Origin of the sequence: Mucilaginibacter ximonensis (genome assembly GCF_042686265.1) — a bacterium.
In the GTDB taxonomy this organism is placed as follows: domain Bacteria; phylum Bacteroidota; class Bacteroidia; order Sphingobacteriales; family Sphingobacteriaceae; genus Mucilaginibacter; species Mucilaginibacter ximonensis.
In genome coordinates, this window is the sequence record NZ_JBHUPD010000001.1 from 1,526,028 (window position 1) to 1,552,022 (window position 25,995).

The 25,995-nt window shown below is 43.2% G+C and carries 26 protein-coding genes; 16 read left to right on the plus strand and 10 right to left on the minus strand.

Annotation, left to right across the window (positions count from 1 at the left end; genetic code table 11):
• Window positions 1-8 precede the first annotated feature (8 nt).
• Together ACFS5N_RS06920 and ACFS5N_RS06925 are read right to left on the minus strand one after the other, a co-directional pair.
• Window positions 9-692 carry an SIMPL domain-containing protein gene (locus tag ACFS5N_RS06920; protein ID WP_377183596.1) on the minus strand — a complete coding sequence of 228 codons (684 nt, stop codon included), beginning with the start codon at window positions 690-692 and terminating at the stop codon, window positions 9-11.
• Between the two features lie 70 nt (window positions 693-762).
• Entirely contained in the window at window positions 763-1,458 is a 696-nt protein-coding gene (locus ACFS5N_RS06925; protein ID WP_377183598.1) for a class I SAM-dependent methyltransferase, read from the minus strand.
• Between the two features lie 153 nt (window positions 1,459-1,611).
• Here ACFS5N_RS06925 and ACFS5N_RS06930 point away from each other — a divergent pair, with 153 nt between their 5' ends.
• Window positions 1,612-2,115 carry a lipocalin-like domain-containing protein gene (locus ACFS5N_RS06930; RefSeq protein ID WP_377183600.1) on the plus strand — a complete coding sequence of 168 codons (504 nt, stop codon included), beginning with the start codon at window positions 1,612-1,614 and terminating at the stop codon, window positions 2,113-2,115.
• A gap of 1 nt (window position 2,116) precedes the next feature.
• On the opposite strand, the gene ACFS5N_RS06935 is transcribed toward ACFS5N_RS06930, so the two are convergent.
• Together ACFS5N_RS06935 and ACFS5N_RS06940 are read right to left on the minus strand one after the other, a co-directional pair.
• Window positions 2,117-2,314, minus strand: coding sequence for a YqaE/Pmp3 family membrane protein (locus ACFS5N_RS06935; protein ID WP_377183602.1), 198 nt, complete (start codon window positions 2,312-2,314; stop codon window positions 2,117-2,119).
• 58 nt (window positions 2,315-2,372) lie between these two features.
• Window positions 2,373-2,543, minus strand: a complete 171-nt coding sequence (locus tag ACFS5N_RS06940; RefSeq protein ID WP_377183604.1) for a hypothetical protein — start codon at window positions 2,541-2,543, stop codon at window positions 2,373-2,375.
• Window positions 2,544-2,659: 116 nt separating this feature from the next.
• Here ACFS5N_RS06940 and ACFS5N_RS06945 point away from each other — a divergent pair, with 116 nt between their 5' ends.
• Window positions 2,660-3,082 (plus strand): secondary thiamine-phosphate synthase enzyme YjbQ, encoded by a 423-nt coding sequence (locus ACFS5N_RS06945; RefSeq protein ID WP_377183606.1) that lies wholly within the window; start codon window positions 2,660-2,662, stop codon window positions 3,080-3,082.
• A gap of 113 nt (window positions 3,083-3,195) precedes the next feature.
• Here ACFS5N_RS06945 and ACFS5N_RS06950 read toward each other — a convergent pair whose 3' ends face one another.
• Window positions 3,196-4,164, minus strand: coding sequence for a GlxA family transcriptional regulator (locus ACFS5N_RS06950; RefSeq protein WP_377183608.1), 969 nt, complete (start codon window positions 4,162-4,164; stop codon window positions 3,196-3,198).
• Window positions 4,165-4,310: 146 nt separating this feature from the next.
• Here ACFS5N_RS06950 and ACFS5N_RS06955 point away from each other — a divergent pair, with 146 nt between their 5' ends.
• The 6 genes from ACFS5N_RS06955 (at window position 4,311) to ACFS5N_RS06980 (ending at window position 8,659) form a co-directional block, all read left to right on the plus strand.
• On the plus strand, window positions 4,311-4,736 hold the full coding sequence (locus ACFS5N_RS06955) for a VOC family protein (RefSeq protein WP_377183610.1): 426 nt from the start codon (window positions 4,311-4,313) through the stop codon (window positions 4,734-4,736).
• A gap of 48 nt (window positions 4,737-4,784) precedes the next feature.
• Entirely contained in the window at window positions 4,785-5,282 is a 498-nt protein-coding gene (locus tag ACFS5N_RS06960; protein ID WP_377183612.1) for a DinB family protein, read from the plus strand.
• A 9-nt stretch (window positions 5,283-5,291) separates the two neighbouring features.
• Window positions 5,292-5,504 carry a hypothetical protein gene (locus tag ACFS5N_RS06965; protein WP_377183614.1) on the plus strand — a complete coding sequence of 71 codons (213 nt, stop codon included), beginning with the start codon at window positions 5,292-5,294 and terminating at the stop codon, window positions 5,502-5,504.
• Window positions 5,505-5,547: 43 nt separating this feature from the next.
• On the plus strand, window positions 5,548-6,924 hold the full coding sequence (locus ACFS5N_RS06970; protein WP_377183616.1) for an MATE family efflux transporter: 1,377 nt from the start codon (window positions 5,548-5,550) through the stop codon (window positions 6,922-6,924).
• Between the two features lie 401 nt (window positions 6,925-7,325).
• Window positions 7,326-8,114 (plus strand): 3-keto-disaccharide hydrolase, encoded by a 789-nt coding sequence (locus ACFS5N_RS06975; protein WP_377183618.1) that lies wholly within the window; start codon window positions 7,326-7,328, stop codon window positions 8,112-8,114.
• Window positions 8,115-8,416: 302 nt separating this feature from the next.
• The gene (locus ACFS5N_RS06980) at window positions 8,417-8,659 is read left to right on the plus strand and encodes a hypothetical protein (protein WP_377183620.1); all 243 of its coding nucleotides are present in this window, start codon (window positions 8,417-8,419) and stop codon (window positions 8,657-8,659) included.
• A gap of 232 nt (window positions 8,660-8,891) precedes the next feature.
• Here ACFS5N_RS06980 and ACFS5N_RS06985 read toward each other — a convergent pair whose 3' ends face one another.
• The 3 genes from ACFS5N_RS06985 to ACFS5N_RS06995 form a co-directional block, all read right to left on the minus strand.
• Entirely contained in the window at window positions 8,892-11,678 is a 2,787-nt protein-coding gene (locus ACFS5N_RS06985; protein WP_377183622.1) for a PKD domain-containing protein, read from the minus strand.
• A 74-nt stretch (window positions 11,679-11,752) separates the two neighbouring features.
• Window positions 11,753-14,407 carry a PAS domain S-box protein gene (locus ACFS5N_RS06990; protein ID WP_377183624.1) on the minus strand — a complete coding sequence of 885 codons (2,655 nt, stop codon included), beginning with the start codon at window positions 14,405-14,407 and terminating at the stop codon, window positions 11,753-11,755.
• Window positions 14,408-14,859: 452 nt separating this feature from the next.
• Window positions 14,860-16,263 (minus strand): FAD-binding oxidoreductase, encoded by a 1,404-nt coding sequence (locus ACFS5N_RS06995; protein ID WP_377183626.1) that lies wholly within the window; start codon window positions 16,261-16,263, stop codon window positions 14,860-14,862.
• Between the two features lie 73 nt (window positions 16,264-16,336).
• Between ACFS5N_RS06995 and ACFS5N_RS07000 the strand changes: the two genes are divergently transcribed.
• Window positions 16,337-17,548, plus strand: a complete 1,212-nt coding sequence (locus ACFS5N_RS07000) for a glycosyltransferase family 4 protein (protein WP_377183628.1) — start codon at window positions 16,337-16,339, stop codon at window positions 17,546-17,548.
• 3 nt (window positions 17,549-17,551) lie between these two features.
• On the opposite strand, the gene folB is transcribed toward ACFS5N_RS07000, so the two are convergent.
• Window positions 17,552-17,905, minus strand: coding sequence for a dihydroneopterin aldolase (gene folB, locus ACFS5N_RS07005; RefSeq protein WP_377183630.1), 354 nt, complete (start codon window positions 17,903-17,905; stop codon window positions 17,552-17,554).
• A gap of 197 nt (window positions 17,906-18,102) precedes the next feature.
• Between folB and ACFS5N_RS07010 the strand changes: the two genes are divergently transcribed.
• Both ACFS5N_RS07010 and ACFS5N_RS07015 read left to right on the plus strand, forming a co-directional pair.
• A complete protein-coding gene (locus tag ACFS5N_RS07010; protein ID WP_377183632.1) occupies window positions 18,103-19,284 on the plus strand; it encodes an acyl-CoA dehydrogenase family protein in 1,182 nt (393 codons plus the stop codon).
• A gap of 210 nt (window positions 19,285-19,494) precedes the next feature.
• The gene (locus tag ACFS5N_RS07015; RefSeq protein ID WP_377183634.1) at window positions 19,495-21,486 is read left to right on the plus strand and encodes a tetratricopeptide repeat-containing sensor histidine kinase; all 1,992 of its coding nucleotides are present in this window, start codon (window positions 19,495-19,497) and stop codon (window positions 21,484-21,486) included.
• Here the strand turns inward: ACFS5N_RS07015 and ACFS5N_RS07020 are convergent.
• The gene (locus ACFS5N_RS07020) at window positions 21,454-22,809 is read right to left on the minus strand and encodes a GH1 family beta-glucosidase (protein ID WP_377183636.1); all 1,356 of its coding nucleotides are present in this window, start codon (window positions 22,807-22,809) and stop codon (window positions 21,454-21,456) included. The genes ACFS5N_RS07015 and ACFS5N_RS07020 overlap by 33 nt on opposite strands.
• Window positions 22,810-23,098: 289 nt before the next feature.
• Between ACFS5N_RS07020 and ACFS5N_RS07025 the strand changes: the two genes are divergently transcribed.
• The 5 genes from ACFS5N_RS07025 to ACFS5N_RS07045 all read left to right on the plus strand — a co-directional run bounded on the left by ACFS5N_RS07025 (window position 23,099) and on the right by ACFS5N_RS07045 (window position 25,663).
• Window positions 23,099-23,662, plus strand: a complete 564-nt coding sequence (locus ACFS5N_RS07025; RefSeq protein ID WP_377183638.1) for a methyltransferase family protein — start codon at window positions 23,099-23,101, stop codon at window positions 23,660-23,662.
• Window position 23,663: 1 nt separating this feature from the next.
• On the plus strand, window positions 23,664-24,119 hold the full coding sequence (locus tag ACFS5N_RS07030) for a DinB family protein (protein ID WP_377183640.1): 456 nt from the start codon (window positions 23,664-23,666) through the stop codon (window positions 24,117-24,119).
• Between the two features lie 69 nt (window positions 24,120-24,188).
• Entirely contained in the window at window positions 24,189-24,599 is a 411-nt protein-coding gene (locus ACFS5N_RS07035) for a lipoprotein (RefSeq protein ID WP_377183642.1), read from the plus strand.
• Between the two features lie 6 nt (window positions 24,600-24,605).
• Complete coding sequence (locus ACFS5N_RS07040; protein ID WP_377183644.1) at window positions 24,606-25,250, plus strand: SCO family protein; 645 nt, start codon at window positions 24,606-24,608, stop codon at window positions 25,248-25,250.
• Complete coding sequence (locus ACFS5N_RS07045) at window positions 25,247-25,663, plus strand: c-type cytochrome (protein ID WP_377183645.1); 417 nt, start codon at window positions 25,247-25,249, stop codon at window positions 25,661-25,663. The genes ACFS5N_RS07040 and ACFS5N_RS07045 overlap by 4 nt, the downstream gene beginning before the upstream one ends.
• The last annotated feature ends 332 nt before the right edge of the window (window positions 25,664-25,995 follow it).

Here is a 25,995-nt window from a genome sequence, read left to right on the forward strand (position 1 = left end):
AGCATAAATTATTTGCCGATCTGAAACACGGCATTGATCTGGAAACTCAGCTTAATCTTTTTAAAATCGATGTCTGATTCAGGCACAGCACGATCAGCAGACATCGCCGCTGTTTTAAACATGATGGCACGCGGTTGTGCGTAGACACTATTATCGTTTTCAGTAATATTTAATACCGGACCCAGATTTTCATTTAAACCGGTTAACAGGTAAGTGGCTTTCGATTTAGCCGACATCAGCGCTTTCAATTTCAACTCGTTCTTCAGATCCTCTATTTTTGAATAATCATAGCTGTCAATATTTGTGCTTTGGATACCTTTCGGGTCTATTTTAGCAATAATCTGGTCAAACTTGTTAAGGTTGTGGAAGCGGATACCATACTGTTTTGAAGCCATGAACGCAGGGTCTTTCTTTTTCTGGTATTTATAGTTGTACGACGACAGGTTGTTCACCGTAAAGTCTTCTTTCGGTATACCTGCCGCTTGCACCGCATCTTCCAGTTGTTTTTCCAATTGGTCGATGGTTACTTTACCATATTCTTGCAAGGATATGCTGACGTTAATAATATCAGGCGTTACCTCCTGTTCGGCTATTCCGGTTACTTCAATTTTACGGCGCAGATCAACGCTCTGCGCAAAAGTGGTATACGTTGTTGCAATAGTAAGGGCTGCAATGATCAATAGTTTTTTCATATATTATCGTATTTTGTAGATATAGAACAAATAATAAGCACAAAGTTTAACGGTAGTTATAATTATTACGTTAACTCATTATTGTTAAACGGGTTAAATATTGACCATACTCATCTTCTATCAATACCTCCATCAGGTAGCCGCATTCGGCAGCGACAGACTGCAGCGTATGCTCATCAATATATAACCATTTGAACCAATCTGTTTTAAGCTTTTTATAAGTGTATTGATATTCTATTTCACCATAATATCCCTGTTCAGGCAGTTTACCTTCGTACAAATACGCAATATCTGATGAATCAAATAATATCTGCCCGCCAGTACCAGTATTTAATAATTTTTTAAGATGAATAAGCAATTCCTTCAATCCGTCAATTGTGCCTGCTAAACCAATACCATTCATCAACAGTAATAAGGTATCATATTTACCTATGCTAAATGAATAAATATCGCCGGCTAAAGCTTTATTAACGCCCCGCTCCTGCATTACTTTTATACACAAGGGAGAAATGTCTATCGCCGTAACATCAAAACCTTGCTGTTGTAAAAACAAGGCATGACTGCCGGCGCCGGCGCCTATATCAAGCACTTTGCCACGGCATTGTTCAAGCGCCATCCACTCGATATCCGGCATATCATCCTCTTGGCGAAAATAGGTTTCAACAGGCATCTCTTCTCTCGGGCCGTATTTATTATTGATCCAAAGCCTTGAACCGGCTTGCTTTTGCCAATAATCATAAATGGCCTGGCCTAAAACATCATTCATCACATATAAAAATATCGCGCAAGTTAACTAAAACATAAGTTATCGCGTATACGTTAGATAAGCACCTGGCTGTCAGTCTAAAATTGTCGTTACAAAAAACTTACTGTTATATATTTAGATATTTTTATGCATAGCCCCTAAATCTTATTACCCATGAAAAAAACTTATTTACTACTATGCCTTGCTATACTGGCTGTCGCCTCCTGCAAAAAAGATGATAGCACGAAGATAGAATATACCAAACTGATAGTCGGTTCATGGAAATCGACAGGAAAAAACACTAAAGTATATGATTTGAATACCGACGAACTGTTAAAGGATTCAACAATCAATTTTACCGGCAAAAATGCAGGCAGCTCCTGGTTCGAAATTTATAATACCGATGGCAGCAGCTATGTAACCACCCTGCCAATAGCCCAACAAGGCACACTGGTAGCACGGGCAGACACGACTTCTTTTTTAACGTATGCCATTTTAGGAAATAACCTGTTACTTAAACAAACTAACGGCGGCAGCACAACAAAGCCTATTTTAGCTTTAAGCAATACCACCATGGATCTTCAAAGCACCAGCTCTGGCGTGTTAACAGGAAACTGGGGATTGGATGCTAACGCGACTTACAAAATTACTGTATCTACTCATTACACAAGGCAATAGGTTAATACGACCGTTTCATTACCCTTACCAACTGGCGGTGGCGTTTGGCCGCATAATAATCGTTGGTCACCAAAATAGCATGGATTACACCGGGTATCCAAAAACACAAAGTGAGTAACAGATTGAGTATAAATGCGCCTATACGGCCTGTAGTAAACACCGCTAAAGGTGGTAATATGAGACAAAGAAAATAACGCATAATACCAATTTATAAGTTGTTTTAGCATTGGACCCTTAGCGTTACGGATAGTTACAACTTAATGATAATCTATACGTTTTTTCTTGCGACGGCGCCAGCTTGTGAGCCGTTTGCCCCATTCGTCAAAAGTTCCACCCGTAACCAATGCCCCGCCAATACCCATTACAAATATCATGATGACGATAAAAACGTGCAGACCGTCAGAAAAAAAATCTTTTATAGCTTGCATAATAATCTATGTGCACTAAATAACGCAATCATTATGCCTTGAAGTGGCGATACAACGTATAGCTATCACATTAACTAATTTGCATTGTTATTGTATTGACTTTAATTTACAGTGTTATGAAAATTTTCCAACAACAATTGCAATTGAGTCAGCGCCGTCGGGGCTTTCATTTAATAACAACAGAGGTTTTACAAGCGCTACCTCAGATTGCTGAAATTAAAACAGGTATTTGCCAGGTTTTCATCCAGCATACATCAGCGTCGCTCACTATCAATGAAAATGCAGACCCAACAGTGCGCAGCGATTTTGAAATGTATTTTAATAAAACTGTTCCTGAAAACGATCCGGATTATATACACGACGATGAGGGCCCCGACGATATGCCGGCCCACCTGAAAGCGGCCATGCTGGGCAGTTCAGTAACGATTCCCATTCGCAACGGACGATTTGCTTTAGGGATATGGCAAGGTATTTATTTGTGCGAACATAGAAACTACGGGGGCTCACGCAGCTTAATGATTACCGCCTGGGGTGAGTAGCACACCCCTCCCAACCCTCCCCAAAGGGGAGGGCTTTCCTTTCGAATATTATTATTTACAGATAGCCGCCAAGCGTTTCAAAGTCCTCCCCTTCGGGGAGGGTTGGGAGCGGCCTATCCCATATAAAACTTCTCCCGATACCCCGTCGGCGTCATCCCTACCGTTTTCCTGAATATCTTGCGAAAAGCCTTGGGATCGCTGTAGCCTGAATTGATCATCACCTCGGTCATTTGCTGGTTAGTTTGTATTAACAGGCGTTTTGCGGCTTCAATACGGGTTTTCTGCAGGTATTCAATTGGAGTGATGCCTGTAACCAGTTTAAACCTGCGTGCTATGTTACGCCGGCTGCCTGGGATCTCTTTGATTAACTCTTCAATAGTTCCTGCATTATGGTATGAACTTTCAATACTTTGCTGCGCCATCGCTACCAATTCATCGTTGTGCGCTTGTACCGGCGAAAAAGTACTGAAATAAGTTTGCTGCTCACGGTCCATATCTATCGAAAACATCTTGGCAATACGCACCGCAATTTCGCGCCCGCAATGTTTTTGCAGCAAGTGCAGCATTAAATGAAAACTTGACGTTGAGCCGCCGCTGGTATAAAGCCGCTCGTCGCCAGTTACAACTTTGTCAACCTGTAATTTAACCTGCGGGAAGGCCTGGGCAAACGCCTCGGACGCATCGACATGCGTTGTCGCTGTTTTACCATTTAATAAACCTGTAGCGCCTAACAAAAAAGCGCCAGTACATACACAGGCCAGCTCGGCACCGCTTTGATATTGCTGTTGCAGCCAGGGAATAAAGCCATAATTTTCTTGTATCGCCTGCGCTATATCGACTGCGTTAAATGCCGGAATAAAAACCAGGTCCTGCGCTATTGGACTACGTAACGACTGAATGGGATAGCCGCTAAATTCAGGCAGGCTTCCATCTGGATTTGTATCACTAAATAACAAAATTTCAAACACCGGGTCCTTGCCATCGGCAGTATAAAACTTGTTTACGCTTTCAAATACATCCAATATCGCGGCCACGCTCAGTAAGCGATATTTATTGGTGAGCAGGATACCTAATCGTGTCATTTGGTGGAATTTAATGATTCGATAAATATATAAAAATGTCCCGAATACCCCCTATTATTGACATTTTCGCACACCACGATATCAGAAAATTGAACCTAATTTAGCACTATTAAAATAAACATCTGAAACTCTTAAAAACCAAAATCATGGCAAACATCAATCCTTACGTAAACTTTATGGGAAACACCGAGGAGGCATTTAACTTTTACAAATCAGTTTTTGGCGGCGAATTTTTAGCGCTAAGCCGCTTTGGCGATACGCCGCATGGCGACAACATGCCAGCCAACGAAAAAGATAAGATCATGCATATCTCTTTACCTATAGGCAATACCATATTAATGGGCACTGACGCGTTGGAGTCGCAAGGACACACGCTGACTTTTGGCAATAACTTTTCTATTGGCATCACTCCGGACAGTATGGACGAGGCACACCAAATTTTTGACGGACTATCAGCCGGCGGCAACGTAGATGTGCCTTTACAAAAGATGTTCTGGGGCGCCTGGTTCGGTATGTTTAGCGATAAATTTGGTATTAAATGGATGATCAATTACGACGATAGCCAGAAATAAACACATCAGCGCCTTGCCTAAACGGCCAGGCGCCTGTTAAATCAAACCATGGAAAACACAATCAATAAAATTGAAAGCACCTACAACGGACTAGCCCAAGCGATAAACGCCATCTCTGCCCGCGATATAAATGCTGTGCCTTACAAAGGCAGCTGGACGGCCGCACAGGTAACCGAGCATGTTTTAAAAGCAATTGGGGTTGAGGTGTTATATGGCCAAACCCGGGTAACCAATCGCGATATTGGTGAGAAGATCAAACCGGTTTCAGATTTGTTTCTGAATATGGATATCAAAATGCAGTCGCCTGATTTTATTTATCCGTCAGATAAAGAATATGAAAAACAGGAATTGCTTGAGCTGGTAAATGACAAATTTACCCGGCTGCTTGAAGCCGCGAAGACGCTTGATTTAAGTTTGACCTGCCTTGATTTTGAGGTACCTACGCTGGGGCCATTCACACGGCTGGAATTTATTTGGTTTTACATTGTCCATACACAACGCCATACTTTTCAATTGCAAAAAATAGCCCGTGCATTGGCTATATAACTAATTAAGATGATTGTCGAAGTTTTCAAAACCAATGTCAGCGAGATTGAGACCTCTGAACGCTTAATCAGGCAGGTGTTACATCAGTTTCCGCAAAGCAGGGTTAACTTTGATATGGAAGACTGCGACCGCATACTACGCGTTGAGGCCGACACTGTCGTACCTGAAAAGATCATCGAAATTTTAAAATCAAACGGATACCTTTGCGAGGTTTTAATCTGAAAGCCAAAGCCTTGCAAAGGCACACTCACGATACAAATCCAGCATGTCACTCAAAAATATATTTACCATTATTAAAGAATCGCTCAACGGCGAGAACCATGATTTTACGACGGGCAGCATACGTCGTGCGGTGTTTTTATTGGCGGTACCAATGATTTTGGAATTAAGCCTTGAAAGCGTTTTTGCCCTGGTCGATATCTTTTTTGTGGGTAAACTCGGCGAAAATGCTATCGCCAGTGTGGGATTAACCGAGTCAGTAATTACACTTGTTTATAGCATGGCTATGGGCCTGAGCACAGCCGCCGGGGCGGTTGTAGCGCGCCGTGTGGGCGAAAAAGATCTGGAAGGCGCGGCACATGCAGGTGCACAATCACTTATTATAGGCTTTATTATCTCAATTATACTCACCGCGGTGGGAATGATTTACGCCGGCGATATTTTGGCCGTAATGGGCGCCAGCAAAGAAGTAGTTGCCGATGGAGCCATTTTTACCCGCATTATGTTTGGCGGCAGCATATCCATCACCTTGATATTTTTAATTAATGGTATTTTCCGCGGCGCAGGTAATGCAGCCATGGCCATGAAAAGCCTTTGGATAGCCAGCTTTATAAACATCCTGCTTTGCCCGATTTTGATCCATTTTTTCGGTTTAAAAGGCGCGGCTATGGCAACTGTTACAGGCCGCACTTCGGGCGTAGTTTACCAGGTTTATCATTTAATAAAAGGCAACGGTAAGCTAAAATTCAAAATACTGCATTTTGGTTTTGATGGCACGGTGGTTAAAAATATCATTAACATAGCATGGCCTGCTACGTTACAATTTATCATTGCCAGCGGCAGTTGGATAGCAGTAGCGCGCCTGGTTGCAGAAACCGGCGGAACAGCCGCCTCAGCAGGTTATCAGATAGCAATACGTAATGTGATATTTTTTATCCTGCCGGCTTGGGGATTGAGCAACGCAGCCGCCACACTGGTTGGCCAAAATCTGGGCGCCAAAGAAATTCATCGCGCAGAAAAAAGCGTAATTATTACTGCCAAGTACAACGCCGTATTTATGGGCGCGGTAATGCTGATCTTTTTATTTTTCTCAAACCATATCATTCGCTTTTTCACTACTGATGCAGAGGTGATCAAATATGGCGTAAAAGCTTTGCAGACATTTGGCTCAGCTTATATTTTTTACGGCATTGGCATGGTAATGACCCAGGCCCTTAACGGTGCAGGCGATACTAAAACGCCAACCTGGATAAACTTTATATGTTTTTGGCTCCTTCAAATTCCGCTGGCCTGGTACCTGGCCAAGCCCCTGCAAATGCATGCCGGCGGCGCGTTCCTTTCCATCCCCATTGCAGAGACTATATTGGCAATAGCGGCCTGGTATTTCTTTAAGCGGGGTAAATGGAAAGAAGTAAAAGTTTGATGCATTAATCAGCCTTATGCGCTTTTGTACTCAGCGACACTTTCCTACCCAAATTCGACGCTGATATACGAATAAACGGTATAACGAAATTTGCATTATCAATTTAAAAGATGCACCAAAGCAGGTCGACAGTTAACACGATAGCGACCACCCAATTTAAAATCACAACACCTACTGGCTTTTCGTACGGGTCTTTGTCTAAAAATTCCATATTTATCAAGAGTATTAATTAATGTAATTATTGGTTTGTACGTAAGCGGTTGTTGCAAGGTTATACCTTAACAAAAATTTCAGGCTGTTTAACTAACAGTAACACTTTCAATACAGTCAAAAAAAGCTGTGCGGGTGTATTGAAAATCTTATAGATTTGAATAATTTATCATTCACACAATTAACCAATTATGAGATACAACCTGTTTTTAACAGCTGCACTGTTTGGCGCGTCTACCATAGCCTACGGTCAAACTACATCTGCCGATATCAGAAAAGCTAATTTACCAGCATCAAACCCAACTGATGCTGAGATGTTTTCGCCGGTACCTAACGTGGTGACTCCTGCAAAAACCTTTGGCCAGGCACCGTCAGATGCTATCATTTTGTTCGACGGCAAAAACCTGGACGAGTGGCAGGACGCTAAAGATCAATCGCCGGCCAAATGGAAAGTAGCTAAGGATGTATTAACCGTTGATAAATCAGTTGGGGATATTGAAACCAAGCGTAAATTCACCAGCTTTCAACTGCATATCGAATGGAAAATCCCTGCTGATATTACCGGTACAGGCCAGGCACGTGGCAACAGCGGTATTTTTTTGTCAAGCAGGTACGAGATCCAGGTTTTAGACACTTATAATAACGACAATAAAACTTATACTAATGGTATGGCGGGTGCGGTTTACCGCGAGTCTATCCCATTGGTTAACCCCGCTCATAAAGCAGGCGAGTGGAACGTTTATGATATAGCTTACCAGGCTCCTGAGTTTAATGACGATGGCAGCGTAAAGCTTCCTGCCCACGTTACTATTTTCTTTAACGGAGTGATGGTTCAAAACAACACCGAGATTAGAGGTGGTACGTCAATGACTAACGTTGCGCATACCTATAAAACACATGGCGCCATGCCGCTGAAACTACAAGCTCACGGCGACAAAAGCGAACCCATTAGTTACCGAAATATTTGGATCAGGGAATAATAATCCTCCCTCAATCGAGGGCTTTGATTAATCTTTCTTACATTTTTAAAGCAAAGGCATTCCATGAGAATGCCTTTACTTTTAAAGATAAGCACGATTATCCTCCCAAGTGGGGAAGTTGGAAGGGATGATAAAATATTTTTTGTATTTCATTATTAATTACTTACATTCATTCTATATTTTTTGCTGTCGCGACACGCAATATTCTATCTCCTTCTGCGTATTTTATTTTATTTACTATAGCTATTCAATTGCCTATCGAGTACAAACGGACTATTCAATTATCTAAATCATTACAGTCAATGAATTACAAAGTGAAGTTAGCCGACGGAACCACACAATTAATTGAGATAACAACCGGTCATTTTAAAAACTGGAAAGTGTGGATTGTAAACATTAACGGTAAAGCAGCTATGCTTTATAAACTGGGCACCGAGTGGATGCAGCGCAACGAAGATTTTCTGGACAGCCGCACCCTAAGAACCATAGGCGAATTTATTGATACTATTATTTCACCTTCGACGGACACGATCTCGCTGGCGTAATTTATAAGCCAGCACTTTAAACACTTCACATTTATTTTTGATACTTAAGGGTTGATTACTTTAACTCATGAGTTAAGGCATTGCATTAGCTTTGACTTTCGTTTGCATAACTATAAGCAATATTAACTTAGCTTATTGGTATCAACATCTGGCGTTTATTGTTTGATTACTGCCGATAAGTTAGTTTCTATTAATATAAGCTGCCGGCTAAAGCAAGCATATCCGGCTTTTTTTATCTGATGATGGTAACATAGCCCGAAATTACTTTTTGGCCATGTTTGGGATTAATGATATAATAATAAACGCCTACCGGCAAATCTGAACCGCTAAAACGCCCGTCCCACCCTATGGCCGAATAACCTACAGATGTAAAAACTTTTTGCCCGTTACGGTTAAAAACATCAACGGTGCAATCTTTATAAGCCGATAAGTTTTTAATCACCCAGGTATCATTAATACCATCTCCATTAGGCGTGAAAGCATTTGGCGGAACCACTCCGTGCAAACTTACGATACTGATCTGATCGCTCACCGAACAACCGTATTTATTGGTTACCGTAAGTGTATAAGTCATATCCTGATTAATTTTAACCATCGGGTTAGCAATCGTATCGCTGCTTAAACCCGTAGCAGGCGTCCACTTAAATTTCAGCCCATCGCCAGATACTGTTGGTTGTAGTGTCGTGCTCTCATAATCAGGCAGAGCTATATCCGGTCCCAGGTTGACCGTCCCTATTGGATTTACTTTTATTTTGTGCACAAGTGTATCTGCACAGCCAGTGCTGGCAATATAAATATATTGGATATTATAACTACCAACGCCGGCTTTGAGAGGGTCGAATAGGCCGGTCGAACTTATGGCGGTTCCTGAAAAACTGCCGCCGCCGGTAGCGCCGCTGGTTTCCTGAACCGCAAATTGTACATTCCCAAAGTTAAGGCATACAGAATCAGGCGCACTCAAAGTTACCTGAGGTACAGCTAGCAACGTGACCGTTTGCGGTGGTGATTCTTCAACACAACTAGCCTCTCCTGAGCCGGAATAGGCCGTTAAAATAATGTTATAATTTTTAAACGATGTGGGGAGATTAACCTCAGGATACCTATGATGGTATGTTTTGCCTAAAGTGGGATTATCGTCAACTAATGGAGGCGTACCGTCGCCAAAATCCCATTTAAGCCGGGCAACGGTTCCAAAGTCAACCGTGGAGTTGTTTACGACGAAAATATCCTGATTGCTGCAAACAGTGGGGTTCGGTATAGTAAAAGCAGCATGCGGATTAGCGCCATTTACCGTAAAGGTTTTAGTGATGGTTTGCTCGCAACCGTCGCTGGTGTTTATTTTGAGTGTAACCTGGTAATTATTAGCCTGCGTGTATTTGTGAAAAGGATTCCTCTGCGTCGATGTATTATCGGCTGGAGCAGCGTTGCCGTCACCGAAATTCCACAAGTAGCTAACTGTAACACCGGGATCAACCACCGTGCTATCCAAAAACTGTGCAACGTCCGACACGCAAACCTCAGGCAGCTTAAAATTAACAATAGGCGGATTATATACGGTAATGTTTTTAGAAAGCGTATACTGGCAGCCGCTGTTGGTTTTAATAGTGAAGATTACTTTGTAAACGCCGGCAATATTATATTTATGCTGCAAATTGGGTTGGTTTGCAACAAGCGGTGCAGTACCATCGCCAAAATCCCAGGTGCGGCTTACAATGTATCCTTCGGGCATAGCCGTTTTGTCCTCAAAAAGCAGCGTTTTAGTGGCGCAGTCGGCCAATGAATAATTAAAAGCTATTTGCGCAGGTGCTACCACATGGATAGGCCTGGAAAATTCACTACTGCAACCCAGATCAGTATTAACAGTTTGTTTGACAGTATAATCGCCGGATGCCGCGTAGTTATGGGTGGGATTCTGGTCTGAAGACGTGGCACCGTCGCCAAAATCCCAGGTACGGCTGGTTATAACCACACCCTGAGTGAGCGTTTGATCTTTGATCCTGACCGTATCGCCAAAGCAAACAGTATCGGGCATTAAAAAGTTGATAAAAGCCGGCGGAACCACGCTTATGGGGAGCGTGTTTGACGCCACCACGCACTTCGAGTAGTCGATATTTCCCAAGTCGGCTTTGATTAGCCGGTAAGTATAAACACCAGGTGTATCCGGCGTCATAAAGGTTATGGCTGTATCTTTAGTGGGTAAACTATGATTTAGCCACTGGCCATTATCGTAACGCTGCAACCTTTGTGCAAATCCGGTATCAAGCGGCGTTAGCGATCTTAAAGTAATGCTTTGTGGATTTTTAGAACAAAAGGTTGAAAGGCTAGCATTGTCAAACGCCGTGGTAAAGGCTGTACCGTATGGTCTGAAGGTAATGTCATCAATAGCCATATCATTTCCTCCGCCTCCAAATGCGTTATTGGTCATTTTAACAACTACCGATTGCACACCGCTGGGTGTAGTAAATGTGAAGCCGTATTGTCGCCAGTTGTAATAGTTTTGGATATCGCCCGTGTCAAGACTATCCAAGACTTGTCCATCGGGTGTTTCAATAGAAAAAATCACATTCGGCAATATCCCATTCCCTCTTAAAATATTTCTGATCCAGGCACCAAACTGATAGGTTGTGCCACCGCATAAGCCATGAATCGTACGCGTATAAAACAAACCCTTAGTGTAATCGGCGTTTACTATCATCATATAACCGTTTGGATCACCTGTGTGGTCAGTTGTAACTATCCAACCAGGGTTTAAGCCGGCGGTAGTATTAAATATACCATATTGACCATCATCGGGCGACTTTGGTGCGGTCGGCGTGTAAGTGGTATAACCTGAATCAGGCGCCAATGGAGGCGCGTAAGAACTGGTACCCGAGCCGAAGGTAATATGGACTATAGGGTCGCCTAAACTTTGCGCCCGGGTGTACTGCGTAATAAACAGCAATACAAGGCACATCCAGACGGCCCGGCAAACGCGCTTGTTTAAATGCTTATTCAATAAAACCGGCAGTAATTTATCCACCCCTCGTTGTTCTAATAATTGGTGAGGATAAATATATTACAAAAAGCTATATCTTGAGTGGATTTGGCTGTCTTTTAACCGCGATTTTTGGGCTGAAGGGGGATCGCAAAATAAAAAGTTGAGCCCTTACCTACTTCACTGTTTACCCATATGCGGCCACCTTCGCGCTTAATGATCTCTGAAGATATGTAAAGCCCCAGTCCCAGTCCCGGAAAAGTATGCTGCATATCGCCGCTAACCCGATAAAACTGCTCAAAAACCCGGGTTAGTTTATCTTCAGAAATACCAATGCCAAAGTCCTGTACAGACAGTTGCACCTCGTCATCCAGTAAGCATGAGTTTATAATAATCTTGTCGGCCTGTGGCGAATATTTGATAGCGTTGGTTATTAGGTTGGATATTACCTGTCCTATGCGTTCCTTATCGCCATAGATCATACCTATCGGCTCGTGCTGCTCAATCAGGATATGCCTTTCGGTTGTACGTTGCAAGTCTTCAACCAACTCGCGCACCATCGGCACAAAATCAAACTCACTATCGTTAAATTGCAGTTTGCCGGAATTTATCTTGGTAACATCCAGCAAATCGCCGATTAAACTGGTTAAACGATTTATTTGCGCATCCATGCGCCCAATCATCTGCGCTTCTTTGACATCACCTTTACGGGTAAGCATTCTCTCCAATACCTGGGTATAAGCTTTAATACTGGTTACAGGTGTTTTTAATTCGTGACTGGCAATGCCGATAAAATCGTCCTTTTGTTGTTGTAACAGTTTCTGATCGGTAATGTCGACGCAAGAGCCTATGTAACCGGCAAAATTATTACGGGCATCATATTGAGGCTGGCCAGACAACATACACCAGTGCATAGTGCCATCAGCATGATTCAACCTGAACTCAACTTCAAATAACCCATGAACCACAATGTCGCCGGTAAGCTTCTCGGCAACTTTCGGCCTGTCGGCGTGATAAATGGAGTGTAGCCAGCCGCTACCCAGGTGCTTGGCATATTCGCGCCCTGTCCAGTCTATCCATGTCTTATTGACATAGGTTACAGAGCCCTCTTTGTCAGACATCCATAACGTGGTTGGCGCCGCGCTTGTGATATTCCTGAGCAATTGTTCGCTATCGGCCAGCGCCTGTTTAGCAGCAATTTCAGGGCGCAGATCGCGCATGACGGCACCAACGCCTATAGGTACGCCGGACACCGGATCATCAATACGGATACAATTGTTATAAACCGGAAATATTTCGCCGGTTTTTAAGTGCCGCACCAGCATAGTGCCTTCCCACCGGCCCTTACCCATCACGCTGGGTAAAACCTCCCGCTTTACCTGTTCAAAGTGAGCCGGGTCATGTAACTCAGAAATAGGCACCTGGGCTACATGGTCTGCGTCTTCAAAACCCAGCATGTTCATACCAGCCTTATTGATATAAGAGTTAGTGCCCTCCAGGTTTAATATTGACATCAGATCGACGCTGTTATCTACCAGGGTTATCAGCTTTTGCTGCTCCTCCCGCGCCTTACGCTGGTCGGTTATATCAAGCAAAGTACCTATAATTCTTACAGCCACGCCGTCTTCGCCAAATAAAACTTTGCCTTCCAGTCGTATCCAGTGAATAGATTTATCCGGCCATATTACGCGAATCTCGTAAATCAGTCTGCCGGTAGCCAAAGCCTCTTCATGAGCTTTGTTTCGCAACGGTAAATCATCCGGGTGAAAAGCGGCGACGTATTCTGCGCGGGTTGCAGGGCGTTCAAAACCCAGAATATTAGCCGCTATCTTTGAAGTAACCATTTCACCCGATATCAAATCAAGATCGTAAGTACCAAGGCCAACTGCATCTACAGCCAGGCGGGCACGCTCTTCGGCTTCTTCCAGTAATTTACGGGCCTTAAACATCTCCGTCACTTCGGTAGCCACCACAATGACTCCGCTTACGGTGCCATCTGGCTCGCGGTATGGTTCATAAACAAAGTTTACATAAACGGTTTCCAAAACACGCTCACGTACCAGTAACACAGGCACGCCCTCTCCGCTTACAGCTGCACCACCGGCCAGAACGCTATCCAGCATCTCTTCAAAACCTTTACCCCTGACAAAGGGTATACAATCAAAAATTGGCCTGCCCATCATTTCTTCAGGGCGCTGCCCATATAAATCACAAAGCGAAGGGTTGATCAAATCAACCACATAATTATTCCCCATCAATATGGCTATGCCCACAGGCGCCTGCATAAACGTGCCGAACAATTGCTGCCGCTGAAGTTTTAACGCTTCTTCATTTTTCTGTTCGCGCTCGGTTATCTGATGCAGCTCTGTTACATCTGCTGGCGAATGGATAAGATAACTAACCTCACCGTTAGCATCCAAAACCGGAGTATTGGTGGTTGTCCACCACCGCTCTTCAAATTCTTCGGTACCCGCCACCGGTATATCATAACGGTAATTGGTCATCGTATGGGGCTTTTTGGTTTTTATAGCCTCATCAAACGAAACAATTGTCAGTTCAATATTTTCGGATTTTTCATTCTTCGGATTTCTCGGAAAAACTTCAAAAACAGACGTCCCTACCAAAGCCTCCCTTGTGCTGTTTGTTGCTCTTAAATAAGCATTATTTACATCGATAATGGTATAATACGGCTTATCAACGCCTATAATCAGCATTGTAGCTTCGCTGTTGTAAAAAATATCTTTATAACCGTTATCTGGTAAAAGTTTAATCATAAAGTTATACTATATATAAACACATTAACAGCATCTGCCTAATGGGTTTAAAAGTCAAAATATAGGTTTTATTTTAATATAATCAATGTAAAAATTGATGTTGTATTAGTTAATACCGTTTTATAACCCATATGTTTAAATAAATGATAATTAATATATTTTTTGGGGGTATTACAATATTTTAATAACAATTTAACATCATCAATAACATATTAAATTATATTTGCTTAAACTTTAATAAGCAAATCAATACAACATCCCCTTAACTTGTATGAAAACCACGCTCATTTCGCAGGCCAATAAAAAATACCCGGTTTGCCCCAAATGCAATAAGCCTATGGAAGACAGAGTGCCGAGAGGATGGTTCGTCAAATCTTTTTTGTTTTTTGTACCTATGAAAAGGTATCGCTGCTATAATTGCCAAGCCAAAAGGTACGTTCGCGCTTAGTATATCAGCTATTAAATATTTTTGACGGATTTAATATATGGTTTTTATCAAACACCTGTTTGATACCCCGCCACAACTCAAAATGTACCGGTGAGTATTTAATAGGCATAAAATCTTTCTGGACAAAACCAATACCATGTTCGCCTGACAGCGTCCCCCCCAGCGACACCGTCAGTTCAAATATTTCACGAATACCGTCCTTAAGTTTAGTGTTCCAGTCAGCATCACTCATATTAGCTTTAACAATATTGACGTGCAAGTTACCATCACCTGCATGCCCATAGCAAACCGATTCAAAACCATAACTGCTGCCAATTTGTTTAATACCTTTAATTAATTGCGGCAACGCTGCACGGGGCACCACGGTATCCTCCTCTTTATAAACTGAGTTTGATTTTACTGATACGCCCATAGTTCGCCTGATGCGCCATAGCTCCTCTTTTTGGGCGGCCGATTCAGCAAACAGCACATTGGTACAACCATGTTGTTCAAGCACCGCATTAATTTTTTCACATTCATCAAATATTACGTTAACATTGGTGCCGTCAACTTCAATTAGTAAAAAGGCAGCATCTTCCGGTTTCATGTCAAAGGACAGGCCGTCTTTATCTATTACCCACTGCACACCTTTTCGTTCCATAAATTCAAGGGTAGACGGTACAATGCCCGCCCTGAAAATTGCTGACACGGCTACACAAGCTGCTTCATTTGAATTAAATGACGCCATCATTAAAGCATCAGCAGTTGGTGCCGGTATCAGCTTCACTACTGCTTTGGTTATTACCCCCAACGTTCCCTCAGACCCGATAAACAATTGTGTCAAATTATAGCCCGACGCATATTTTAAAGTGTTAGCGCCCGTCCAAATAATCTCGCCAGAAGGTAATACCACCTCCAGGTTCAAAATATATTCGCGTATGGTTCCATATTTTACCACCCTGGGCCCGCCCGAACCATGAGCTATATTACCCCCTATAAAACAGCTTCCTTTACTGGCGGGGTCAATGGGATAAAACAGCCCTTTGGCTGCAACCTGGTTCATAAACTCCTCGGTAATTACACCCGGTTCAACCGTAGCCTGCAGGTTTTCCTCATCAACGTTTAATACCTTGTTAAAGCGCTCCATAGCCAGCACTAATCCGCCCATAACAGGTAAGGAACCACCGCTCAAACCTGTACCGGCGCCGCGTGGTGTAACCGGAATAAGGTACTGATTACAAACTTTAAGCAAAGCCGATATTTCAGCAGGTGTTTGTGGCTTAACCACTACCTCCGGGTAATAACGCAGATCCTCTGTTTCGTCATGGCTATACCTCTCCAGATCGGCTGTATCGGTAACAACGTATTCATTCCCAATTATTTGCTTTATTTCACTTAAAATCGGTGCTGTTATTTTATTATAAGTCATAAACATATTGAAGATTAGCTAAGTTATTAACTTATATAATTTAATTTTGAGTATCAATATCTACACGTTCTTGATGAAAAAAATCTTACTATCTGCTTTTGCCTGCGCACCCGGAAAAGGATCAGAAGAAGGCGGTGGCTGGAACTGGGCAACAGAGCTTGCAAAACTTGGCTACGAGGTGCACTGCATAACCCGCTCTGCCAGCCGGCAGGATATAGAAACTACGCCCCCTGTACCCAATTTACATTTTTATTATGTTGAAGTACCGATAGTAAATACCAACTTGAACAGGATGGGTTTATTTATTTACCCATACTATTTAAGCTGGCAATACCTGGCTTATAAAAAAGCAAAAAAACTGCATAGCGTTTTAAAATTTGATATAGCGCACCATGTTAGCTGGGGCAGCACTCAAATGGGTTCATGGATGTACAAGTTAAATATCCCATTTATATTTGGCCCGGCCGGTGGCGGCCAGCATGCTCCGGTAGCCTTCAAAAAATACTTCGGCGACAAATGGGCCGAAGAAGAGAAACGCGAAAAAGTAAGCAATATACTTGTAAAGTTTAACCCAGCCTGCAAAACCATGTTGCGTAAAGCGCATACCGTTTTGGTACCCAATACTGATACCATGGATCTGGTAAAATCTATAGGTGCTAAAAACGTAGGCCTAAGTTTTGATGCAGCGCTGCCTGACACTTTCTTTCCAAAAACTTTTAAACCAAAGGCTCCGGCAAGCGGTACTTTAAACTTACTATGGGTAGGACGTTTTATGCCCCGTAAAGGTTTGATTTTAACGCTCGATGTAATGCGTGAGTTGCGGGAAACGCATCCAAACATTAAACTAACTGTGGTTGGGTACGGCGAGCTGGAAGATCAGATCAAAACCTACATTGAGCAGAATCAATTACAAAATACGGTAACATTAACAGGCAAGGTCCCTTATCAACAAGTGCGCGATTATTATGAGAGTCACGATATCTTCTTTTTCACTTCGCTGCGCGATTCAGGCCCGGCCCAGGTATTGGAAGCATTTGCCTTTGGTATGCCAATAGTAACTATCAAATTACACGGCCAGGCTATTTTGGTGAGCGACGAAACAGGAATACGCTGCAGTGTCGATTCGCCCGAAAAAACTATAGCAGAGCTTAAAGATGCCCTGATTTATCTTTACGACAACCCGCAAAAGGTAACCGAAATGAGCTATGCCGCTATGAAATTTGGGCGCACGCAGGCCTGGCCCGAAAAAATTGCGGGTATAACCCGCAATTATTATCCGCAATAAAAATCATTTACGGTAAGTAAGCGTAACGCTTGATGATTTGGTTTTTAAACCCAGCGGTGGGTTTAATTTATGTATGGTTAATTTTATAGTATTTACAAAGCTATATTGCTTCACTATACCATCCATAATATTTTGGGCAACAGTTTCAATTAGCTTCCTGGCAATCTTCATTTCTTCACAGGCAATTTCATAAAGCTTTTCGTAGTTCACGGTGTTGTCCAGGTTATCTTCGCTGATATCGCCCACAGGTATAAAATCAACCTCGATATCTACGGTGAAATAACATCCTAATTTTTGTTCTTCGGGATAAAAACCGTGGTAAGCAAAAAACTCCACGCCATGTAAGGCTATGATCATGGTCAAAAATAGTATTTTATTTCCTTTTACGTCATTGCGAGGAACGAAGCAATCTCCACACCTGCTATCAAATAGCAGGGTGTAACTGGCGCGCAGAGATTGCTTCGTGCCTCGCAATGACGCGTTGGTGATTAAACCTACTATAAGTCTCCCACAATATATCCCAATAAACTATATTTGTTTAAACCGATATTATTATGGCCAAAACCGATCTTTTCGAATCGCCCGATTACTATCTGATTGATGAATTGCTCACCGACGAACATAAACTGATACGCCAGAGTGTTCGCGATTGGGTAAAAAAAGAAGTATCGCCAATTATTGAAGATTATGCCCAGCGTGCCGAGTTTCCGAAGCAATTGTTAAACGGGTTGGCCGGGATAGGCGCCTTCGGCCCTGCCATACCTGCGCAATATGGCGGGCTCGGACTGGATTATATCTCCTACGGACTCATTATGCAGGAAATTGAGCGCGGCGATTCGGGCATCCGCTCAACCGCGTCGGTTCAGGGATCATTGGTGATGTATCCTATCTACGTTTACGGCTCAGAAGAACAAAAACTAAAATACCTCCCCAAATTAGCTGCCGGCCAACTGATGGGATGCTTTGGACTTACCGAACCTGACCACGGCTCTGACCCGGGCGGCATGACCACCAATTTCAAAGATGCCGGAGATCATTACGTGCTCAACGGGGCCAAAATGTGGATCTCGAACGCACCATTTGCCGACATAGCCATAGTATGGGCCAAAAATGAGCAGGGAAAAGTGCAGGGATTGATAGTAGAGCGCGGCATGGAGGGCTTTACCACACCTGAAACACACAACAAGTGGTCATTACGCGCCTCGGCAACGGGGGAATTGGTATTTGATAACGTAAAAGTGCCTAAAGAAAATTTATTACCTGACGCAACCGGATTAAAAGGACCGCTAGGGTGTTTAAACCAGGCCCGTTACGGCATTGCCTGGGGAGCCCTCGGCGCTGCGATGGATTGCTATGATACCGCACTGCGCTACGCCAAACAACGTAAACAATTTGGCAAACCTATCGCCGCTTTTCAATTGCAGCAAAAAAAACTGGCCGAAATGCTCACCGAGATAACTAAGGCCCAACTGATGGTTTGGCGCCTGGGCACTTTAAAAAATGAGAATAGGGCAACACCGGCCCAGATATCAATGGCTAAACGAAATAGTGTAGAAACAGCGATCAACATAGCTCGCGAGGCCCGCCAAATACTTGGCGGCATGGGAATTACCGGCGAGTACCCTATAATGCGACATATGGCGAACCTTGAGTCGGTGATTACGTATGAAGGCACGCATGATATTCACCTGCTGATTACCGGCCTGGATATTACGGGGTATGATGCTTTTAAATAATCATAAAAAAGCTATTCCTGACAGCTCTAATATGCCGGCGAATAGTATATTTGTAATGACCCAGAATTTTAAAAAGTGTTGAAATGCCGTGACACTCATTTGTTAGTACGCTATGCTGGTAACATTTTGTTGCTAAGCTTGTTGGTGTCGGCTTTTTTTTCTTGTAAAAAGAAAGAAGTGCAAGTGGGTAATTCGCAGGCGTTTTTGCGGATGAGGGCACATGTAGACACGCTTTTTGGCACTAACCGTGTAAATGAAGGCATGCGCGAACTGGAAGCCTTTGTCAACAATGCTAAAGACCTCACGCTTGAAGATAAGTATGCTACCTATGGCTACCGTTACTTTTATTACCACCGTGCTTTAGGCGACCATAAAAAGGCGCTGCTTTATGCAGATACTATGCTGAGCATAGCTAACGAGGTTGTAGGCAATCAGCAACAATATGAGCATTTGTATATTGACGCCCAAATGGCCCTGGGCGATACTTATTTTAACCTGGGCAATTACAGTGCCGCTTATCAGCATTTGTTTCAGGGCTACCTGGTAGGCAAAAATGGCCTAAACCGCTCCGCGCTTTCAGAATACATGTACCGCATGGGTATGATTACTTATAAAATGGGCAATTATAAACTGGCGAAAGACTACTTCATGCGCAGTTATATGTATTATACTATTGTGCCGTCTGATTTTGTGAATTACTACCATGTGCAGGAGTTATTAGACAACATAGCCTTAAGCTATAAGCACAACGATCAGCTTGACAGCGCCGTTTTTTACTTCGATAAATCATTAGCCTTCATCAACAAATACGGTCCGCAGTTTAAGGACAGGCTTAAAATGATGGAGATTGCGCAAGGCGTGGTTTATGGTAATAAAGCCGAGATCTACATCCTTCAAAAAAAATACCAGCAGGCCATCGTCCTGCTTAAAAAGAGCATAGACATAAACCTGAAAAAAGATTATGATAATGCCGATGCCGAACTAAGCGAAATCAAGCTAGCCCAGATTTACGACCAGTTTAAACGCGACACAGAATTATACGGTTTGCTTACTGCCCTCGGCCAGCAGCTCAAAACCATCAAAAACCCTGATGTTGAGGCCGACTGGAATCATCTGATGAGTAACTATTACGAACGACGGGGCGATTTAGCAAAAGCGATAAACCATCTAAAAACCTATAATACGTTAAAAGACTCAAACCTGGCGCGATATACTGTGCTTAAAGAAAGTGATATCGATAAACAGTTTGATACCTATGAGAAGCAACAGCAAATTAATGAGCTGAGCAATAACAATAAGATACAGCGCATTTTATTAGTGGTGATTTTGGTTTTTGCAACAATGTCACTCATTATTATCTTTTTGGTTTATCGCAACTGGCGCCGTTCTAAAAAGGATGTCCAGACCGTTAAATTGCTTAACCAGCAAATTAATGAGCAAAACGCCGAACTGGGCAAGGCGCTTAACGAATTAAAAATAAGCAGCCAGGAAAAAGACCGCATTCTGCGCACCGTGGCGCATGATTTACGTAACCCTATTGGCGGCATAGCCTCGTTAACCACCATGATGGCCGATGACGGTTATACCGATGAGCAGAAAGAGTTGATTAACCTGGTAAAAGAAACCTCGCATAACTCGCTCGAACTGATCAATGAGATTTTGGAGGCTACCAATGTTACCTCGATCGAAATCCATCCGGAACTGGTTGAAATTAATGCGCTGACCAGCACTTGCGTTGAATTGCTGCGTTTTAAAGCCGCCGAGAAAGCTCAGAAAATATTCTTCGAGCCACTGGATAGCCCTCAGCAATTGATGATAAGCCGCGAAAAGATTTGGCGCGTAATCAATAACCTTATCACCAACGCTATTAAGTTTAGCCCTACCGGTGCCCCCATCTTTGTTAAGATTGTTAAAGAAAAAGGCGAAGTAGTAATTTCTGTATTAGATAACGGCATCGGCATTCCGGATAAGCTCAAAGACGATGTGTTTAATATGTTCACCAAGGCGCAGCGTCCGGGGACATCGGGCGAAAAATCGTTCGGGCTGGGATTGTCTATTTGCAAACAGATCATCGAGAAATCGCATGGCAAGATTTGGTTCGAGAGCAGCAATCGTGGCACCATCTTCTACATCAGCCTGCCCATGCCTGGTAAAGACGGATTGGATAAATTACCTCAGCAGTTCAGCGTACCACAATCCTGACGCTTTAACAATACGCTCCTGCGTTTCAAAATCAACATAAATAATACCAAAGCGGGGGTGATAGCCCTCTGCCCACTCAAAATTATCGGTAAGCGTCCAAATAAAATAGCCCTCTACTTTACAGCCCTCATTTTTGGCCCTGAGCACTTGCTGTAGGTATCGTTGCAGGTATTCTGTACGTTTAGGGTCGACTACCTGGTTGTCAATCACCTCATCTTTAAAAGCAGCGCCACTTTCAGTAAGGTATATTTTTTTGATCTGCGGATAAGCGTTATATTTTTTGAGAATATGGTAGATTGACTCCGGATACACTTCCCATTTCATCGAGGTAACAGGCACGTTGCGATGCTCAGCCTTAACCAGCGACGCATGAATGTAAGGCGTAAAGAAAGAATATTTTACAATTTCGCGCGTGTAGTTTTGCAGGCCGATGAAATCAAAGTCGAAAGCGATCTTCTCCATATCACCGGGCATAATGTATTTATCAAGCCCTTTCAACGTCTGAAAATCGTCTACCGGGTAACCTAAACCCAATATCGGCTCGATGAACAGGCGGTTAAGTAATGCGTCAACACGTTTAGCAGCCGCTATATCCCTGGGCTTATTGGTATAAGGTTCAACCCATGAGCATGAAAAGGTAGTGCCCAGCTCAACATGCGGCAAAAGCCTGCGAAGTATACGTCCGCCTTCAGCAATACACATGATAGCATGATGAATAGCGGGTAAAAAGTTTTTCAGCCCCTTACGTCCCGGCGCATGTATCCCCAAAAAATAACCCGCGCCGGTGAAAACCGCCGGCTCATTCATTACCATCCAATGTTTAACCTGGTCGCCAAATGCATTGGCACAAACGGTGACAAACTCTGCAAACCAGCTTATAACCTCCCGGTTAGTCCAGCCGCCTTTGTCTTCTAAAGCTTGCGGCAGGTCCCAGTGGTAAAGAGTTATCCAGGGCTCAATCCCGTTGTCAAGGCAGTACTGAATAACCTTACGGTAATAGCCAATCCCCGCTTGGTTAACCTCGCCGGTGCCATTGGGCAAAATGCGCGACCATGCAATCGAGAACCTGAAATTTGGAATATTTAGTTGTTTGATGAGATCGATATCGGTTTGATAACGATTGTAAAAATCGGTAGCCGTATAGTGATGATGACCGTTGAGTATTTTACCTTTTTTAGCGGTAAAAACATCCCAGATGGACTCACCCTTGCCTTCAACATCCCATGCGCCTTCTATCTGCACAGCAGCAGTCGACACTCCCCATATAAATCCCTCGCCGAAAAGTTGTTTGCTCAGCGGTGTATCCTGAATATTAGACTTCATTAAATTGAGCTACGCAACGCCCAAATTGTGTATTATAATTTGATAAAAGAAACGTTAGCAAAAATAAAATTAATGAATGAAAGATGAACCGATACTTTTCAGAATGATCCACTCGCGTAAGCTGCTGAACAAATTGCCTATAAATTTCATCGCCGTTACTTTTTGATTTATACTAAAGTACTGCGGCAGTGTGTGTTTACAATGACGCCAACATTATGTTATTGTTAACTATTGTGCATAACCTGCTAATGTAAATAATGCTTAAATTAGCGCTGTACATCAATAACATATGCACCTATCCTACTATACCATTGCTGAGCTGTTCGGCGTTTCAGAAGTATTGCTACTCGTTGCCCGCCGATCAAAAAAAAGCGGCACTAAAAATCAGGCAGACAGAAGTTCATTACTCCTGCTTTGGCTTGTAATATCGGCAACTATAGCCATTAGTGCTTATACCACTATTATGGGTATTGGTCAGTTATCGCGCACTAATCTGGTAGTTGATATTGGCTTTGCTGTCGCAATATTAGGCTTTATAATCAGATGGATGGCTATTTTGCAGCTGGGTAAAATGTTTACGGTTGATGTTTCCATCAGCAGCGATCATCAGTTAAAAACCGACGGACTGTATCGTTTGGTGCGTCACCCCAGTTATCTGGGCTTGTTACTTATTATCTGGAGTATTGCCATTTGTGAGCATAACATCGTCGGCTATGCGGTGGTCATTATCCCCACTTTCCTGGCGTTGAATTATCGTATTAATGTTGAAGAGAAAGCATTAATTGCCGAGTTTGGCCAGCAATACATCGACTATCAAAAAACTACCGCCCGCCTAATACCGGGCGTTTACTAATATGAAAGACTATTTTTTGCGCATGTTTGGTTACGACCTGTATGCCAATAATCAACTGTTAACTGCCATTCGTGCCAGCAATAATCCCGAAAAAGCCGTACAACTCATGGGGCACCTGCTCGCCGCACAGCAACGCTGGCTGCGCCGGTGCAAAAACGAAAGCGACGCCGATGTTATCATCTTCCCAAAAACAGAAATAACGCCATTTGAAAAGGTGATCGCCCAAAATAATAGCGAGTGGGTAGCATTTTTGAATGACCTGGATGACGCTGGTTTAAATAAGACTATCACCTACCAAACCTCCGTCGGCTCGCCGTTTACCAATACCGTTGCCGAATGCATTACCCAGGTTGTTAATCATGGTACGCATCATCGGGCGCAAATAGGTCAGCATTTAAAAGCGGCTGGACTGGCAACCTTACCCCAAACTGATTTTATATTTTATATACGCCAATAATTTAACCGGCAGATTACACAAAACAACCAACTTAATGTAATTTTGCCGCTGTATATGCTCTTAAAACCTATGAAAAAAATATTTCTATTGGCTATTGCCGCGCTGGCATTAACTGCTTGCAGCGATGAAAAGAAAAGCGAAAAAGCGCTGCTTGACGATGTAATTAAAATGCATAACTCTGTAATGAGCATGGACGAACAGCTGGTGCACAACAAAATGAAGCTGGATACCCTTATTACAACTGCAGACGATACTGCAAAAGCCAAAATGAATGCCATGCGTGTCCAGATAGATAAGGTGGATAATAATATGGAAGACTGGATGCAGAAATTTGATCCGGATACCAAAGGCAAATCGCACGACGATGTTGTGAAATATATGACCGAACAGAAGGTGCGGATTCAACAAATCGACTCCATCATGCGGGCGGCTATCAAAGAATCGGGCGAATACATCAAACAAAAAACAACCACCAAATAAAATAACATGAAGAAATTGATTGGTGCCGTGGCCATGTTACTTTTAGCAAGCGCGTGCAAGTTTAATTCGGGCGATAACGCAAAACTGCCTATTTATGGCAACCATACACCGGTAACCAAAACTGTAAACGGCCAAACCGTAACAGACACCGCTTATCAAACCATCCCTGACTTTAAAACCGTTAACCAATACGGCGACAGCATTAAAAGCAAAAATCTGGACGGCAAAATCTATGTGGCTGATTTTTTCTTTACCACCTGCCCTTCCATCTGCCCCATTATGCACCGCAACATGCTTAACGTGTATGAGGCTTATAAAAACGACCAGGACGTAAAGATCATTTCATACACCATCGACCCTAAACATGACAGCGTAAGCGTATTGAAAAAATATGCCGATAAACTGGGCATAGCCGGTAACACCTGGTGGCTGCTGCAAGGCAAAAAAGAAGAAATTTACAAGCTATCTGAAAGCTACCTGGTACGTAAGCCTGAAGAAGACGCCAAGCAATTATTTATTCACGACGGCTATTTTATTTTGGTTGACAAACAAAAACGCATCCGCGGAACATATGACGGCACCGTGCCCGAGCAGGTGACACACCTTATAGCCGATATTAAAACGCTTAAAGCCGAACCCGACCAGAAATGAAGCTGAAAGTAATTGGCGCTATTTGTTTTTTGCTGGCGATGCTGATCTATTCGTGCGGCGAAAACGATATTACCTTTAAGCGCTATTACACCACCGGCAGCGTTATTTATACCACGCATTGCCAAAACTGCCACGGCAGCGATGGGCTGGGCCTTTCTGCCCTTATGCCGCCCTTAACCGACAGTGCTTTTCTGCGTAAAAACAAGTCGGCACTGGCCTGCTACATTAAATACGGCATTAAAAGCAAAATCCTGCTCATCAACAAAAAGAATTATGACGCCGATATGCCCTTAACCGACCTCTCGCCTATTGAAATTGCCGAGGTGCTGACCTATGTCGGTAATTCCTTTGGGAACAATATGGGGTTGGTACCGGTTGAGCAAGTAAATGGAGATTTGGCAAAGTGCCGGTAGTGCTTTAGTCCGAAAGTCCGAAGGAGCTAATCGCTGCTACCCCACAACGTCATGGTGAGCGAGGAAAGAGCGTGACAACTTCAGGCTCGCGTTTTCTACAAGCTATATTCCAACAACAAACATTGTCCCGCTCATGGCCGCGGGAAGGCCTAGTCCTTTTTCCTTAGATGAAAAAGGACCAAATACTTAGCGCAGCGATCTCATTCACACCAACAAATAAATAACTCGTGAATAAATCAAGTCAGAACGACCGCTTCCACCTCCCCAGGGCCAGACTCCCGGCCGCGCGCCCTGACAGGCCTTTACGCTCATTTTTAATTTTCCAATTTCTC

Coding starts and splice junctions, on each gene's coding strand:
- ACFS5N_RS06980 (WP_377183620.1), top strand. CDS start 8,417: ATGAATTACAAAGTGAAGTTAGCCGACGGAACCACACAATTAATTGAG.
- ACFS5N_RS07045 (WP_377183645.1), top strand. CDS start 25,247: ATGAAGCTGAAAGTAATTGGCGCTATTTGTTTTTTGCTGGCGATGCTG.
- ACFS5N_RS06940 (WP_377183604.1), bottom strand. CDS start 2,543: ATGCAAGCTATAAAAGATTTTTTTTCTGACGGTCTGCACGTTTTTATC.
- ACFS5N_RS07030 (WP_377183640.1), top strand. CDS start 23,664: ATGAAAGACTATTTTTTGCGCATGTTTGGTTACGACCTGTATGCCAAT.
- ACFS5N_RS07020 (WP_377183636.1), bottom strand. CDS start 22,809: ATGAAGTCTAATATTCAGGATACACCGCTGAGCAAACAACTTTTCGGC.
- ACFS5N_RS06995 (WP_377183626.1), bottom strand. CDS start 16,263: ATGACTTATAATAAAATAACAGCACCGATTTTAAGTGAAATAAAGCAA.
- ACFS5N_RS06925 (WP_377183598.1), bottom strand. CDS start 1,458: ATGAATGATGTTTTAGGCCAGGCCATTTATGATTATTGGCAAAAGCAA.
- ACFS5N_RS07040 (WP_377183644.1), top strand. CDS start 24,606: ATGAAGAAATTGATTGGTGCCGTGGCCATGTTACTTTTAGCAAGCGCG.
- ACFS5N_RS06960 (WP_377183612.1), top strand. CDS start 4,785: ATGGAAAACACAATCAATAAAATTGAAAGCACCTACAACGGACTAGCC.
- ACFS5N_RS06945 (WP_377183606.1), top strand. CDS start 2,660: ATGAAAATTTTCCAACAACAATTGCAATTGAGTCAGCGCCGTCGGGGC.
- folB (WP_377183630.1), bottom strand. CDS start 17,905: ATGATCATAGCCTTACATGGCGTGGAGTTTTTTGCTTACCACGGTTTT.
- ACFS5N_RS06970 (WP_377183616.1), top strand. CDS start 5,548: ATGTCACTCAAAAATATATTTACCATTATTAAAGAATCGCTCAACGGC.
- ACFS5N_RS07015 (WP_377183634.1), top strand. CDS start 19,495: ATGAGGGCACATGTAGACACGCTTTTTGGCACTAACCGTGTAAATGAA.
- ACFS5N_RS07000 (WP_377183628.1), top strand. CDS start 16,337: ATGAAAAAAATCTTACTATCTGCTTTTGCCTGCGCACCCGGAAAAGGA.
- ACFS5N_RS06965 (WP_377183614.1), top strand. CDS start 5,292: ATGATTGTCGAAGTTTTCAAAACCAATGTCAGCGAGATTGAGACCTCT.
- ACFS5N_RS07010 (WP_377183632.1), top strand. CDS start 18,103: ATGGCCAAAACCGATCTTTTCGAATCGCCCGATTACTATCTGATTGAT.
- ACFS5N_RS06975 (WP_377183618.1), top strand. CDS start 7,326: ATGAGATACAACCTGTTTTTAACAGCTGCACTGTTTGGCGCGTCTACC.
- ACFS5N_RS06935 (WP_377183602.1), bottom strand. CDS start 2,314: ATGCGTTATTTTCTTTGTCTCATATTACCACCTTTAGCGGTGTTTACT.
- ACFS5N_RS07035 (WP_377183642.1), top strand. CDS start 24,189: ATGAAAAAAATATTTCTATTGGCTATTGCCGCGCTGGCATTAACTGCT.
- ACFS5N_RS06990 (WP_377183624.1), bottom strand. CDS start 14,407: ATGATTAAACTTTTACCAGATAACGGTTATAAAGATATTTTTTACAAC.
- ACFS5N_RS06955 (WP_377183610.1), top strand. CDS start 4,311: ATGGCAAACATCAATCCTTACGTAAACTTTATGGGAAACACCGAGGAG.
- ACFS5N_RS06920 (WP_377183596.1), bottom strand. CDS start 692: ATGAAAAAACTATTGATCATTGCAGCCCTTACTATTGCAACAACGTAT.
- ACFS5N_RS07025 (WP_377183638.1), top strand. CDS start 23,099: ATGCACCTATCCTACTATACCATTGCTGAGCTGTTCGGCGTTTCAGAA.
- ACFS5N_RS06950 (WP_377183608.1), bottom strand. CDS start 4,164: ATGACACGATTAGGTATCCTGCTCACCAATAAATATCGCTTACTGAGC.
- ACFS5N_RS06930 (WP_377183600.1), top strand. CDS start 1,612: ATGAAAAAAACTTATTTACTACTATGCCTTGCTATACTGGCTGTCGCC.